This window comes from Ruegeria sp. CDSC021 (genome assembly GCF_059610845.1).
In genome coordinates this window covers 219,740-233,529 of sequence record NZ_JBXWOK010000003.1, presented here as the reverse complement: position 1 = coordinate 233,529, position 13,790 = coordinate 219,740, and the positions used below count along the sequence as shown (strand labels likewise).

At 55.6% G+C, this 13,790-nt stretch carries 12 protein-coding genes; 9 read left to right on the top strand and 3 right to left on the bottom strand.

Annotated elements, in window-relative coordinates; all coding sequences use genetic code 11:
• Positions 1 to 27: 27 nt before the first annotated feature.
• Genes AC2FGB_RS07960 through AC2FGB_RS07950 form a run of 3 tightly spaced genes read right to left on the bottom strand, consistent with a single transcriptional unit; the run spans position 28 to position 2,236 of the window.
• On the bottom strand, positions 28 to 723 hold the full coding sequence (locus tag AC2FGB_RS07960) for a PIG-L deacetylase family protein (RefSeq protein ID WP_496693740.1): 696 nt from the start codon (positions 721 to 723) through the stop codon (positions 28 to 30).
• Positions 720 to 1,634 carry a methionyl-tRNA formyltransferase gene (locus AC2FGB_RS07955; RefSeq protein WP_496693741.1) on the bottom strand — a complete coding sequence of 305 codons (915 nt, stop codon included), beginning with the start codon at positions 1,632 to 1,634 and terminating at the stop codon, positions 720 to 722. The genes AC2FGB_RS07960 and AC2FGB_RS07955 overlap by 4 nt, the downstream gene beginning before the upstream one ends.
• On the bottom strand, positions 1,631 to 2,236 hold the full coding sequence (locus tag AC2FGB_RS07950) for a sugar transferase (protein WP_281972943.1): 606 nt from the start codon (positions 2,234 to 2,236) through the stop codon (positions 1,631 to 1,633). Before AC2FGB_RS07950 ends, AC2FGB_RS07955 begins: the two co-directional genes overlap by 4 nt.
• A 1,020-nt stretch (positions 2,237 to 3,256) precedes the next feature.
• Between AC2FGB_RS07950 and AC2FGB_RS07945 the strand changes: the two genes are divergently transcribed.
• The 9 genes from AC2FGB_RS07945 (at position 3,257) to AC2FGB_RS07905 (ending at position 13,790) form a co-directional block, all read left to right on the top strand.
• The gene (locus tag AC2FGB_RS07945; RefSeq protein WP_185956665.1) at positions 3,257 to 5,191 is read left to right on the top strand and encodes a polysaccharide biosynthesis protein; all 1,935 of its coding nucleotides are present in this window, start codon (positions 3,257 to 3,259) and stop codon (positions 5,189 to 5,191) included.
• Between the two features lie 83 nt (positions 5,192 to 5,274).
• Entirely contained in the window at positions 5,275 to 5,697 is a 423-nt protein-coding gene (locus tag AC2FGB_RS07940; RefSeq protein ID WP_496693742.1) for a GtrA family protein, read from the top strand.
• Between the two features lies 1 nt (position 5,698).
• Positions 5,699 to 7,333, top strand: coding sequence for a glycosyltransferase family protein (locus AC2FGB_RS07935; protein ID WP_496689374.1), 1,635 nt, complete (start codon positions 5,699 to 5,701; stop codon positions 7,331 to 7,333).
• A 96-nt stretch (positions 7,334 to 7,429) separates the two neighbouring features.
• Positions 7,430 to 8,239 carry a glucose-1-phosphate cytidylyltransferase gene (rfbF, locus tag AC2FGB_RS07930; RefSeq protein WP_142636222.1) on the top strand — a complete coding sequence of 270 codons (810 nt, stop codon included), beginning with the start codon at positions 7,430 to 7,432 and terminating at the stop codon, positions 8,237 to 8,239.
• Between the two features lie 8 nt (positions 8,240 to 8,247).
• Entirely contained in the window at positions 8,248 to 9,381 is a 1,134-nt protein-coding gene (rfbG, locus tag AC2FGB_RS07925) for a CDP-glucose 4,6-dehydratase (RefSeq protein ID WP_281995076.1), read from the top strand.
• 24 nt (positions 9,382 to 9,405) lie between these two features.
• Complete coding sequence (locus AC2FGB_RS07920; protein ID WP_142636227.1) at positions 9,406 to 10,608, top strand: DegT/DnrJ/EryC1/StrS family aminotransferase; 1,203 nt, start codon at positions 9,406 to 9,408, stop codon at positions 10,606 to 10,608.
• Positions 10,608 to 11,852, top strand: coding sequence for a class I SAM-dependent methyltransferase (locus AC2FGB_RS07915; protein ID WP_271948813.1), 1,245 nt, complete (start codon positions 10,608 to 10,610; stop codon positions 11,850 to 11,852). The genes AC2FGB_RS07920 and AC2FGB_RS07915 overlap by 1 nt, the downstream gene beginning before the upstream one ends.
• Before the next feature lie 10 nt (positions 11,853 to 11,862).
• A complete protein-coding gene (locus tag AC2FGB_RS07910) occupies positions 11,863 to 12,810 on the top strand; it encodes an NAD-dependent epimerase/dehydratase family protein (RefSeq protein ID WP_496693743.1) in 948 nt (315 codons plus the stop codon).
• Positions 12,771 to 13,790 carry a glycosyltransferase family 2 protein gene (locus AC2FGB_RS07905; protein WP_185956666.1) on the top strand — a complete coding sequence of 340 codons (1,020 nt, stop codon included), beginning with the start codon at positions 12,771 to 12,773 and terminating at the stop codon, positions 13,788 to 13,790. Before AC2FGB_RS07910 ends, AC2FGB_RS07905 begins: the two co-directional genes overlap by 40 nt.

Here is a 13,790-nt window from a genome sequence, read left to right as displayed (position 1 = left end):
AGCTTGGCGATTTTGCGACCAGGTCAGTCAGATAACTGACCTGACCAAGACAAAGCCCTCAGCCGCGGCCCGGTGAACCGTCGCGCCACGCAAAGTTGCCAACGCTTTCAAGCTCTGAACCGAACGCTCGTGCGGCGGCTGTTTGACCTGGCTTGCAAATAACTGGAATGCTTCCAGTTTACGCTCCAATGTATCCGAAATGTCCACAAACATGTTCGGTACGAATGGCGGCGTCAGATATGGCGCGTTCCAATTTGTCTCGGACAGCGTCTCATAGGCCGCGATCGTCGTCGGGTATTTGTCCTGATAAGGTCGGCTTGCTACCAAAGTCGAAAGGAAACTCAACTGGTGGTCCAGATGGATGTCGCCGGGATGCGGCGCCAGGATGACACTTGGGTCGAGATCGCGGATCAGTGTTCCCAGACCTGCGTTCAGGTCACCATGGGGGTGCTCAGCCAGTTCAGCGGCAGGGAAATCCAACCAATGCGTATGCGTCACACCAAGATGCTCATGTGCGGCCCTGGCTTCGGCCTGTACATTGGCGATCTGTTCCGTGCTGAACCGGGGCGACCGACCCGTTGTGACAATCGCAATATGGACTGCGCGACCTGCATCTGCCAGTCGTGCGATGGTGCCGCCAGCCCCAAGGACTTCATCATCCGGGTGCGGAGCAACCACAAGTACCGGTCCGTCCTGTCCGTCAAAAGGTGTCAGCGTTGTCATTCGGAATTCCTGAGCTTTGAGTGCAGTTCGGGCGGCGCATCGGCGCCGGTCCAGCTTGTGATGTCTAGACATTTCCCATCCCCACAGGCGACCGTAAACCGGTTTCCTTCGATGGCCTGTATCTGACCAGGCAGGCCGATATAGTAGCCCTGCAGGGCGGTGTTCTGTACACCCAGCAGGACCAACTTCTCACCGGAGGCAGTGTAGGTGAAAGCGCCGGGATAGGGCGGTCCGGCTGCGCGTATCAACCGGTTAATCTCTGCCGCGGGTCTGGTCCAGTCGATCAGCCCGTCCTCGGGCCGCCGCCGCGCGCAAAGGCTGATCCCGGTTTCTGGCTGCGGAGCCGCCGGGATATCGCCTTCAGAGATTTGCGTCAGAAGCTGAGGCAGCAGCTGCGTCAGGGCCTGAAGCGCCCGGTCATACAGTTCGCGCGCTGTTACCGTGTTGGGATCGACCGCATATCGAGCTTGCGCCGCAATCGGGCCGTCATCGGCCCCTTCACCCAGCCAGAACAATGACGCGCCTACATCGGTTTCGCCCAATATGACAGTCCAGGGGATCACACCGCGCCCGCGCAGACGGGGCAGGGCGGATGGGTGAAACCCGACGCATCCGATCTTTGCCTGGGCCCGAAATTCCGGCCCGCAAATCTGAGACCACCCGATGACCAGTATCAGATCAGGTTTTACGGCTTGAATGGTTTTGATTGTTCCGGCCGAGTCACTTTTGGCGGTATAGTGGACAGGAATATCATACCGATCTGCAGTGGGTTTGAGATCTGCAAAATCAGAGTGCCGGTGAGACAAGTCCGGCGGTAGTGTCACCACCAAATCCGGTACAAACCCTCGGGCACATATGGCGGATAAGGCGACATGCGATCCTTCGACCGCCCCCACAAATACCGTCTTCATGCAGGTGTCTCCTTTCGGCTGTCCAGCCAGTTGTCTGCGGCCTGAATTCGGTCAGGGCGTTTATGCTCTCCGGCCAAGGCTACCATAATGGTTTCGAACAATATCTTCAGATCAAGCGACAGTGACCGGTGCGCGACATACCATAGATCCAGCTTTAGCTTCTCGTCATTTGAAAGCGCGGTATTGCCGCTGACCTGAGCCCACCCTGTCAGACCGGGCCGAACCGTGCAGCGCAACCGCCCATTGTCTCCAAACTCTTCGATGGTTTCGGGAAGCAGGGGACGGGGGCCAACAAGGGCCATATCTCCGCGCAAGATGATCACAAGCTGGGGCATCTCATCCAGCCTTACGCGGCGCAGAAGCTTGGTGGTTTTTGTCTGACGTTCCGAATCTGGCAGCAAAGCCCCGTTTTGATCGCGTGTGTCGGACATTGTTCTCAGCTTCCAGATGCGAAAGACGCGCCCGTTGCAGCCTGCCCGCCGTTGGCCAAAAAACAAAGGTTGCCCGACCGAAAACAGCACAATCACACAACCCGCCAGAAAAAAGGGCAGCGCGATCGTGCCCGCGATCAGGCAACACAGTATTTCGAGAAATCTGTTCATATTCAAACCCAAGAACTGTAGCTGAAAACTACGAATATCAAACCAAGAACCAACATCTCCCCGGATCATCCTGCTGGCCGGATCCAAGTTCCGGCGCACTGATACGAAGTCTGGGCTGAGTTGATCCCAAATCGATTCTCGATTCAAGCGGCAGAGCTGACCGGCACCCTGACTATGCGGAAATTTTTCCAAGCATGCGCCAAGTTCACAAAGCCTTTGTCAGGAAAACCGGCCTGCGACTCATTAGAGGATTGGCCGAAAGGAGTTGTCATCTTTGTTGCGTCTTGGTTCACAATGCCCCGATAGGGGCTTATTGTGGATCGATTGGGCAATATTGAGACCCGGACAGCGGCCCCCGAAGATTTCATCGGATTGAGAAAATGACTGTAATTTTCCCCGTGAGATTAGCATTTCTCTTGTTTACGCTAGGTCAATCGGCGCTCAAGTCAGCCGAAACAGGGAGGAAATTCTGCAACCCTCAGCAAAATATCAGTCAAAGAGTACTTCAGAAAACGCTGCAATTCGTTAATGAAGTGTGAAGAAATTACTTTTGAGGGCGCGGAAACGTATGTTAGCGTTGAAGGAGATTGAAGAAATTGCGCTAACCGGCGAACCAGAGGAACAATTTTGTTACTTGCGCGAATTATTATTATTAACGAGTGAAGTGAGTGTGTTCAACTTGGGCGATTGAGACAAGCTCAAGTGAAGGGGGCAAAACAAAGATACGGGTACAAGGCTTTCGGTTGATCATCTGATCGCGAGCCTTTGGTTTATATAGGACAGCTGCAAGCGGTCTGTGAGTGATCAGTTGGGAGCTGTGGCAATGTTTTGATGCTGCAGGACCCTGTTGGGTAACGATGTACGAGTAATTCTCGACCGGAATTGAGCCGGTGATGAGATAAAGGGGTGAGGTAAATGGTTTCGGGTTTTCATTGCTGGCAAACGCAGATTGTTAGTGAGTTGCGTGCCAATCATCGATTAGTCTTTGGAGACATTGTTGCTTCGTCTTTCTCAGCCGTAGTGGCAATCAATCTTGCGAATGGTGGAACGGTAGCGCAACAGATGGCGCCAGCCATGTTCCCGCTGATGCTCTTGTCCAGCCTGATTGGACTGGCGGTTTTCCCGCTTGCGGGCATGTACCGGCGCCACACACGCTCGACATCACTGCGAGACATTCGTCTGATTCTGCGGGGATCGACAATGTTGGTCCTGTGCCTCATGGCTGCCAGTGCAGTTTTCGAAGTGACCAAGGCTGTACCCTTCGCTGCTTTCATTATTCAGCTTGGCTTGATGATCCTTCTGCTCAGTGCCCTGCGTGTAGTTGCCCGTAGCCGTGAGCTGAATCGCCAGAATGCGCGGTTGATGGCCGAACATCAGGACAAAGTTCCGGTGCTTTTGGTTGGTACAGGTGCAAGTTGTGATCTATTTGTCAGGTCTTTGCGGAATACGCATTCCAAGTATCAGCCGGTGGGCATTATTGACGATGCGCGCAATACCATGGGGCTGTATTTCCACGATGTTCAGATTATCGGATCTCTTCTGGATGCCGATCGCGTGGTCGAGCGGCTTAAAGCCTGGGATCATTTGCCCAGACGCTTGTTCCTGACCGAACCGATCACGCATTTTGAAAGTGACGGCATCCGCAAGCTGACCAGCTGGTGTGAATCCAACGGTATCGCTGTCTCACGCGTGCCGGGTCTTGGGGAAGAAGGCCAGGATGCGGCCAATGGCTGTATTATCAACCCGGAAGAAATTCTCGAGCGGCCACAAAAAGCTGTCGAACGCTCGATGTTGCGCGAGATGTTCCGTGGGCGCCGCGTATTGGTGACCGGTGCCGGTGGTTCGATCGGTAGCGAACTGGCACGTCAGATAGCCTCTTTCGATCCGGCGGAACTGGTGATGATCGACCATTGCGAGTTCAACGCCTATTCCATCGACATGGATTTGTCGCAGAACTTTCCAGATGTTCCTCGGCGGATGTATATCGCAAGCATTCGCAATGCGTCGCGTGTGAATGACATCTTTGAACGTCATCGCCCCGAGCTGGTATTCAATGCCGCAGCCCTGAAGCATGTTCCGATGGTTGAGATGAATCCCTGCGAGGGCGTTTTGACCAATGTGATCGGAACCCGTAACGTCGCGGATGCGGCCCGGAACTATGGTGCCATCGCGATGGTGCAGGTTTCCACGGACAAGGCTGTAAACACCACCAATGTGATGGGTGCAACGAAGCGCGTTGCTGAGTTCTACGTTCAGGCGCAGGACCGTGTAACCAACGGAACCGAGGAAGAAACCCGGTTCTTCTCGGTGCGGTTTGGCAATGTTCTGGGGTCGTCGGGCTCGCTGATCCCGCTGTTTCAACGTCAAATCTCGAACGGTGGTCCGCTGACCGTGACTGATCCCCGGATGGAACGGTACTTCATGACCATCCGTGAGGCCGTGCAACTGACTCTGGTTGCGGCCGCAAGCGGGTTGAAAATGGAAAGCAGCCACGGAGAGATTTTCGTTCTGGATATGGGTCGGCCGGTCAAGATCGTGGATTTGGCCGAACGGATGATCCGCCTTGCCGGGCTAAAGCCTTATGAGGATATCGACATCGAATTCATTGGAATTCGTCCAGGCGAAAAACTGTTCGAGGAATTGTTTGATGCGTCTGAGAAGCGCCACGAATGTGGCATTCCGGGCGTCGGATCCGCGCGGCCCGAGGGCATTCCCGTCGCCCGCCTGCGCGCCATGATCCGGAAACTGGAACAGGCTGCGGCAGAAGGTGACGAACTGGCAGCCAAGCGCCTGCTGAAAGAGCTCGTGCCTGGGTATGGTGCAAATGGCCTGCGTCCGGTTCCGATCTCGGAATTTTCATCCAAGCCCATTTTCAAAAGCGCTGGCACAAACGCAGCAAATGCGGTCAGTCAGTCTGAAGGAGAAAACCCGGAACTGCTGCCCGCTGGCAGCTGATTTAGCATTGTTTTTCTGGTGTCGGTTATTTTGCCGAATTTGGTTTCTGTGTTTAATATTTCCGCCGAAAGGGCCAACATTTGATGGCGAGGCTTAATATACGCTCGGCTTTTGCGCCGTCAGAGGAACGTGCGCAGGTGGTACGGTTTATCTGGGCCGGCCTGATCAACACGGCGTTTGGCTATAGCGTGTTTGCCCTTTTGATTTTTGCGGGCATGCATCCGCAGCTTGCGCTTCTGCTTCAGTTTATTTTGGGTGTGATCTGGAATTTTTGTATCCACGCCCGGTTTGTCTTTGGCGTGCAGGGATACCGCCGTTTCCCGCTATATGCGATGTCTTATGTCGTGCTGTATTTTGTGAATGCGCTGCTTTTGCGCGGTTTGATGCAGGTTGGGCTTGATCCCTATCTGGCACAGGCGGTCGCATTAGGGCCCGTTGTCATATTGTCTTACCTCATGATTTCGCGTGCGCTTGGCCGGGGTCAGGCGATGGATCGGAGGGGCTGAGATGAGCGATGCGAGAATATCAAGCTTTAAGGGCACCACCCCGTCAAGTACGCGCATGGGTGCTATGCTTGGGATCGTGACCGCTGGTCTGGGGCTTGTGTTGCTGATTGCCGGTTTGTTCGGCCGCCTGATGACCTATGATCTGCGCCGGGATGAGCTGATGTTCGTCCCTCCGGCGCGTTTGCTCGGAGAGTGGGAGCTTTATTCGGACTTCTTCTACAATCACGTCCCTTATTCGGCGTGGTATTACCTTGGGACCGGCATTCTGTTCGATGAGTTCGGCCTGTTGGGGTCCGCTCGGATCGGCCTGTTTCTGGCCTGGCTTGGATTGATCGCGGCGACTGGCTGGGTAACGCTGCGCTTGTCGGGATCACCGGTTCTCGCTGTCTTTTCAATTATCGGCATTGTGACATGCGAGCTGTTTCTGACCGGTGCCGGTATGGCCGCAACCAACAATCTGTTGCCACTGCCATTTGCGGTCATCGGGCTTGGCCTGTTTTTGATCGAGACGTCAAAGCCCGCGCCGCGATTTTTGACGCTGGTTCTATCGGGCGTCGCATTGTCTATTGCGGCGGGGATGAAGGTCAGTGCGGTACTGTTTATTCCGCCGATTGCTCTTGCCGCATTCTTGTTGCCTGCGGATGTTTCGATGGCACGACGACTGAAAGCCGTGGTCCTGCCGCTGCTGATCGGAGGGCTGATCGGGGCCTTGCCCCTGTTTGCCTTTCTGCTCGCTGATCCGGGCGTCTTTCTGGCGCATGTCTTGGGGTTTCACACCGGACCACATGTCGCCTATTGGGAGGCCAACGCCGCAACAGAACCGGGGCTGGCCCTGAGATTGTCGGGCAAGTTGATGCTGGCCCATTCGGCATGGGTGGCCGGAGTGGGCCTGGTGATGGTTATGGCCATTCTGTCCGTGCTTTGGATTATCCTGCGTGGTGGTGCGCGTGTCGACGAAATGCAGCCCTCGCAACTGCGGCATGGTGGTGTTGTTCTGGCGATCATTATCCTGACTGCCTCAATGGCTTTTGTTCCAACGCCCGGTTTTCCGCAATATTATATCCAGCCTCTGGTCTGTCTGCCTCTGCTGCTCGCGGTTCTGTTTCGTCGGCTTGACCCGCCACGGCGGCACGAGGCAGTGCCTGTGCTTGCGGCAGGTATTGTCTTGATGGTCATCCTGGGACTCCCGCGTATCGGGATGGGCCTGGTCTCGCTGACAGAACCTTCGAAGTTCACCTCGGCCCGTTTTGCCGGTTCCGGTGCTGTCCTTCGGGATGCGGTGGCAGGCAGTGCACTGCCTGATGGTCCGGTCGCGACTTTGCTGCCGATCTATCCGCTTGAGGCGGGCCTGAGCGTTTATCCAGAATTTGCAACGGGGCCATTCGCTTACCGAATTGCACCCTTCACGGACCCGGAACTTGCCGGCAAATACGTGATGGCAGGCGCCGAAGACTTACCGGCTCTGTTTGCAGATAACCCGCCTTCGGCTTTCCTGCTTGGATACGATTCCGTTCTGGAAGCCCCATTGTTGAGCTATGCGCGGGCAAACAACTACCGCCCGGTCGAATTATCAGGTCTGAACAACCGCTACGGCCAAGGTGTGGTATACTTGAAAGCTGCAGGGGCTGAACAATGACCAGTGCCTGCGCGACTCAACCTGCCTATATTTTTCCTGGGCGGGCCCATTCACATGACCATCAATTCTATTGATCGAATAAAGGAAGGATAGACAATGAAAACGGTACTTCTGGCTGGTGGACTAGGCTCGCGTCTGGCCGAAGAAACGGTTTCCATTCCCAAGCCCATGGTTGAAGTGGGCGGGCGTCCGATCATCGCACGCGTGATGGATATCTACAGCCATTTCGGGCATCGTGATTTTGTTGTGGCTGCCGGGTACAAAGCATTGCTGCTGAAGCAGTTCTTTGCCAATTATCACCTGATCGCCAACAATATATCGGTATCGCTGGACACTGGGGAATTGCAACTGGTCCCTTCTGCTCCGGGCGGGTGGAATGTGTCAGTGGTAGACACCGGTGCGCATACCATGACCAGTGGTCGTATCCGTCGGCTCAAGGATTGGCTGACTCCTGATGAGCCGTTCATGTGCACCTATTCGGACGGCGTAGGAAATATCGACATCAATGCACTGATTGATTTCCACAAATCACACGGCAAGCTGGCGACCGTAACTGCGGTTCAGCCCCCGGCGCGGTTTGGTAACATCGAGCTCAAGGGCGACAGGGTTGACGCCTTCACCGAAAAGGTCCGCAATCGCGAAACCTGGATCAATGGCGGCTTCTTCGTCTTCGAGCCGGGCGTCTTGGACTATATGGTTGATGACAATGAGCCGCTGGAACAGACCCCGCTGACCCAGATGGCCCGCGACGGAGAGCTGATGGCCTATCGCCACGATGGGTTTTGGCATCCGATGGACACTCTGCGCGACAGGAATACGCTGGACGGTCTGTGCGAAGGTGAAACGCCGCCCTGGCTTAATTTCAACGAAGGTTCGGGCAAGAGCTACCCTGCTCTGGCGATATGAGGTGAACCGTGAGCGGGCAGGTCAATTCTCAGTTTGATGGCGTTTTTGCCGGCCGCCGTGTTCTTGTGACCGGGCATACCGGATTCAAGGGCGGGTGGATTTGTGCATGGCTGAGGCGTCTGGGGGCAGAGGTGACAGGCTTGTCATTGCCTCCCGAACAGGGGCATTCATTCTTTGATGCCTGTTCTGTTGACGGGCTGACCGACAGCCGGATTGCGGATATCCGCAATCGTCAGGCGGTGCTGGATACACTGTCAGGGGTGGACGCTGAAATCGTGTTCCACATGGCCGCCCAACCCTTGGTGCGCCGGTCTTACAGGGATCCTGCCGAAACCTTTGCGACCAATGTATCTGGAACGGCCCATGTTCTGGATGCCGCTTTGGGGATGCGCTCACTGAAGGCGGTGGTCGTTGTCACCAGTGACAAGTGTTACGACAACAAGGAATGGACCTGGGGTTATCGCGAAAACGATCCGATGGGCGGCAGGGACCCGTATAGCGCCTCGAAAGGCTGTACCGAACTTGTGGCGCAATCTTATGGTCATTCCTTCTTTTCATCAGCGGATGGGCCGCAACTGGCAACAGTCCGGGCCGGGAATGTGTTCGGAGGGGGCGACTGGGGCGAAGATCGGCTTATCCCCGACGTGATCCGCGCATCCGAGGCGGGCGAACCGGTGGTGATCCGCAACCCGCTCAGCGTGCGCCCCTGGCAGCATGTTCTTGAACCGCTGTCGGGCTATCTGGCCTTGGCCGCGCGAATGTATCGGGATGGGCAAAGCTTTGCTGGCGCCTGGAATTTTGGCCCTGATGTGTCGGGGACGGTGGATGTCCGGCAGTTGGCAACCTTGATGCAGGATGCCTGGGGCGAAGAGGCCCCGCAGTTTTCGATGGCGTCGGCGGAACAGACCTCTGCTGCGCCGCATGAGGCAGGTATTCTTCGACTGGACAGCACTAAGGCGCAAACGGGATTGGGTTGGCGTCCGCAACTGACATTGCCCGAAGCCGTTCGCCTGACAGTAGACTGGTACAAGGCCCATGCCGCCGGTGCGGAGATGGGTGGGATCACAAACAATCAGATCGGGTTCTACAGTGACCTGATGTCTTCACGGGATTTCGACCGGGCTCCGGTCGCCGCGCAATAGCGGGTTATTGAGGAGAAAAGAATAATGCGAGTGAATTACGGTCAAACCGTGCATGGCCAGGAAGAGATCGACGCGGTTGTCGAAGTTCTGAAAACGTCCACCCAGATGGGCCCCAAAGTGCGCGAGATGCAGGAAAAAGTGGCTGCTTTGTTTTCCAAACGCCACGGCATCATGGTGAACTCGGGGTCATCGGCGAACTATCTCGCGGTCGAGATTCTGGACTTGCCAAAGGGCAGCGAAGTTATCACTCCGGCCCTGACTTTTGCCACGACGGTTGCTCCGCTTGTCCGTCAGGGCCTGATCCCGACATTTGTGGATGCCGCGGTCGGGACCTATAATATCGACGTAGACGCGATCGAACGCATGATCACGCCAAATACATCTGCCGTCATGATTCCGTCACTTATCGGAAACCTGCCAGATTGGCGCCGTATCCGCGAGCTGGCCGATGCGCATGGCCTGAAGGTGATTGAAGACAGCGCTGACACGCTGGGCGCGACCATCGACGGTACAAGCACGGGCGTCTATTCCGACGTCTCTACCACCAGCTTTTACGGCAGCCACGTCATCAATGGCGCCGGGAATGGCGGCATGTTGTGCGTGAATGACGAAGAGCTTGGCCGCAAGGCGCTTTTGCTGAGGTCCTGGGGGCGGTCGTCCTCGCTGTTTGTGGAATCCGAGGCCATCGAGAACCGGTTCAACGTCAAACTGGACGGGATCGAGTATGATGCCAAATTTCTGTTCGAGGATCTTGGCTATAACGTTGAACCTTCGGAAATCAGCGCGGCATTCGGGTTGGTGCAGCTGAGCAAACTGGACAACAACATCCGCGTGCGCGAAGAGGCCTTCGCTGCTCATCGCGCCTTTTTTGCCCGCTATGAAGACTGGTTCATCCTGCCTGAACAACTGCCGAACTCGCGCACCGGGTGGCTGGCCTTCCCGCTGACATTGCGCGAAGGTGCCCCATTCACGCGGCGCGAGATGCAGATATTCCTTGAGACTTCAGACATCCAAACTCGGCCCGTCTTTACCGGAAACATTCTGCGTCAGCCTGCCATGAAGCAAGTAGAATACCGAGCAGATCCAGCGGGCTATCCCAATTCCGATGCGGTTATGCGCGGGGGTATTCTGCTGGCTTGTCACCATGGCCTGATACAAGCGCAAATCGATTATATGCATGCAAAATTTGAAGAATTTGCATTGAAATTCCAAGGAGCCCTGGTCTGATGAACGATCAAAGCATCAATACGTCTGTTCGCACGACCTGCCGTACCTGCCGGTCTACCAACCTTATGCTTGTGCTGCCGATGGGCGATCACCCGCCCGCCAATATGTTCGCACGGCCCGAGCAAAAGGATGTTCCGCAACCGGCTTTCCCGCTGAATACTCAGGCCTGTCTGGATTGTGGCTTGATCCAGGTTGCAGATCAGGTGCCTGCTGATTTCTTTACGGACTATCTTTATGTCCCGTCCGGTGCGGCAACAATGCACACGCATTTCGCCGAACTCGCCTCGGTCGCGGTAGAGCGTGCGCAAGGTGGGCTGATCATTGATATCGGTTGTAATGACGGGCTGATGCTGTCCCATGCCAACGATCAGGGCGGGCGCACATTGGGCATCGACCCGGCGGCCAACCTTGCCAAGATCGCAGGTGAACGGGGCGTCCGGGTCCATGTCGACTTTTTCAACCGCGCCACCGCACAGCAGATTCGCGAAACCGAAGGGCCGGCCAGCGTCATCACGACGACCAATACCTTCAACCATATAGACGATCTGCACGGCTTTACCGAAGGTGTTCTGGACCTGTTGACAGATGACGGCGTCTTCATCATCGAAGTGCCTTGGGGCAAGATGATCCTCGAGACCAACGAGTTCGACAATGTTTATCACGAACATGTCTCTGAACTGAGCCTTCTGTCCGTCGTCAAACTGGGCCAGTCCGTTGGGCTTGATGTAGTGGATGTCACAAAACTGCCGGTTCATGGCGGTTCGATGCGCGTGTTCATGCAACCCGCCGCGCTGAACAAAACCCCGGCGCCGATTGTTGCTGATATGCTGGCTGACGAAGATGCCGCGGGCATGACCAACAAAGAGGCATACGAAGCATTTGCCGAGCGTGTTCACGCGATGCAGGAAAGCCTTGTTTCCATGCTGGCCGAGCTTAAGGCATCTGGCAAAACGATTGCTGGCTACGGTGCGCCCGCTAAGGGTAACACGTTGCTGAACTATTTTGATATCGGCACGGAAACTCTGGATTTTCTGGTTGACCGGAACACTTTGAAACAGGGCCTGTATTCGCCGGGCAAGCTTATTCCTGTATTGGCCCCCGAAGCGGTCATGGAACGCAGACCTGATTACCTGCTGGTTTTGGCCTGGAATTTCTTTGACGAAATCCGCGAGCAGATGGCTGATTTCGAAGCCGCTGGCGGCAAGTTCATCGTGCCTTTGCCAATGCCAGTAGTTATTCCCTGAAGGGAAAACAATGACGCGCGTACTGATCACCGGAGCAAGCGGATTCATCGGCTCTCATCTGGCTCGGGCCTGTTTGGCCCGGGGCGATGAGGTCGCTGTGCTTACGCGGCCGGGTTCCTCTCTGGACCGTTTGCAAGGTGCTTCGGGAATCCGCTTTTTCACCGATGGGTATTCGGATGTTGCCGCGATCAAACGCGTCGCGAATGCGTTCCGACCCCAGGTAGTTCTGCACACCGCCGCGCAGACAAAATTTGCCGAGACTGATGACCTGGCAGATCTGAATGCCAGTATTTTGCAAAATCTCTCGACGCTGGTTGCGATCCTGTCGGCTTTGGCCATCTGTGATCAGCCGCCCAATGCGTTTGTGCGCACCGGATCCATTGCGGAATATGGTGATATCAAGCTGCCCTATGTCGAAACTTCGCGAGAGAACCCGCGAAATTCCTATGGCGCCTCTCTGGTGGCCGGAACGCACTATATTGAAATGGCTCAGCCCCGGCTGCCGTTCAAGGCTGTTACGGCTCGGTTGGCGCTGACCTATGGTCCCGGACAGTCAGAAGACTTCTTCATACCCCATGCCATTGGCCGCCTGTTGCGGAAAGCCCCGGTTTTCCTTCATCGTCCACATGATCGGCGTGATCTGATACATATTGACGACATAGTCGAAGCGCTGCTTCTGATTGCTGACGCGCCGGACAAGGCGGGGTCGGTCATTAATGTTGTCACCGGCGATGCTCCGGATATGGCCGCGGTCGCAAGAGAGTTGCAGGTGTTGACCGGAGCAGCTCCGGATATGGTTTCCTCTGCGCCGCCGAAGGATGACCCGATATTGTTGGTTTCGGATCCTTCACAGATGGCGGAACGTTATGGCTGGTCGGCAAAAATCGCTTTGCGTGAAGGCCTTGAAAGGACGGTTCAATGGACAAAACAGTCACAACAAGCGGAGATGAACGCGTGACTTTGGTTTCAATCCTGATCCCCGCTTTGAACGAAGAAGATAACGTTCGCACGGCCTATGAACGTGTGACCAAGGTGTTTGACGATCTGCCCTCTTATGAGCCCGAGATCATTTTCACTGACAACCATTCCACGGATCGTACATTTGAAATCCTGTCGGATATTGCTGCTGCTGATCCCCGTGTCCGGGTTATCCGGTTTGCCCGCAATATGGGATATCAGTCATCAGTTCTGACGGCCTATCGATCCGCAAACGGGGCCTGTTCGATCCAACTGGATTGCGACATGCAGGACCCGCCCGAGCTGATCCCGCAGATGCTGGATACCTGGCGGCAGGGATATCACGTGGTTTACGGCATTCGCCGTAGCCTGCCGGACGGCCCCATCGTCGCTGCCGCGCGGCGCGGCTTTTATGCGTTGATCGACATGATCAGCAATGATGATTTGCCGAGAAATGCGGGCGAGTTTCGGCTGACTGACCGGCGTATTCTGGACGAGCTGCGCCGGGTCGATGATCGCTCTCCTTATGTTCGCGGGTTAATCAGTGGGATGGGTTTCCGCCAGATCGGCTTTGAATATGATCGCAATGCGCGCACCGCTGGCGAGTCGAAATTTCCGTTTCGGGCCATGCTGTCGCTTGCTGTCGACGGGTTGATCAACCACTCGCTTCTGCCCTTGCGCCTTGCCTCGATGATCAGTCTGACGGTTGGCACAGGGACGTTTTTGCTGATGATCGGATATGTGATCGGCAAGCTGTTCTTTGGCCAGAACTGGCCGGGCGGTTTTGCCACGACCACCATCCTGTTGCTGCTGTCGATGACCTTGAATGCGATGTTCCTGGGAATAATGGGCGAATATATTGGGCGGATTTTCCTTCAGTCCAAAGACCTGAACCGGCCCATTGTCGAACAAGAGTTGAACCGTCCAGAAACTCTGGATCTGGTACAGCAAGCTGATCGTGTAAAAAGCGCCGCTGAGTGA

What these genes read in the sequence shown, in the direction of transcription:
- AC2FGB_RS07960 (WP_496693740.1), bottom strand. Translation starts at nt 723, where the DNA reads ATGACAACGCTGACACCTTTTGACGGACAGGACGGACCGGTACTTGTG.
- AC2FGB_RS07955 (WP_496693741.1), bottom strand. Translation starts at nt 1,634, where the DNA reads ATGAAGACGGTATTTGTGGGGGCGGTCGAAGGATCGCATGTCGCCTTA.
- AC2FGB_RS07950 (WP_281972943.1), bottom strand. Translation starts at nt 2,236, where the DNA reads ATGAACAGATTTCTCGAAATACTGTGTTGCCTGATCGCGGGCACGATC.
- AC2FGB_RS07940 (WP_496693742.1), top strand. Translation starts at nt 5,275, where the DNA reads ATGGCGAGGCTTAATATACGCTCGGCTTTTGCGCCGTCAGAGGAACGT.
- AC2FGB_RS07935 (WP_496689374.1), top strand. Translation starts at nt 5,699, where the DNA reads ATGAGCGATGCGAGAATATCAAGCTTTAAGGGCACCACCCCGTCAAGT.
- rfbF (WP_142636222.1), top strand. Translation starts at nt 7,430, where the DNA reads ATGAAAACGGTACTTCTGGCTGGTGGACTAGGCTCGCGTCTGGCCGAA.
- AC2FGB_RS07920 (WP_142636227.1), top strand. Translation starts at nt 9,406, where the DNA reads ATGCGAGTGAATTACGGTCAAACCGTGCATGGCCAGGAAGAGATCGAC.
- AC2FGB_RS07915 (WP_271948813.1), top strand. Translation starts at nt 10,608, where the DNA reads ATGAACGATCAAAGCATCAATACGTCTGTTCGCACGACCTGCCGTACC.
- AC2FGB_RS07910 (WP_496693743.1), top strand. Translation starts at nt 11,863, where the DNA reads ATGACGCGCGTACTGATCACCGGAGCAAGCGGATTCATCGGCTCTCAT.
- AC2FGB_RS07905 (WP_185956666.1), top strand. Translation starts at nt 12,771, where the DNA reads ATGGACAAAACAGTCACAACAAGCGGAGATGAACGCGTGACTTTGGTT.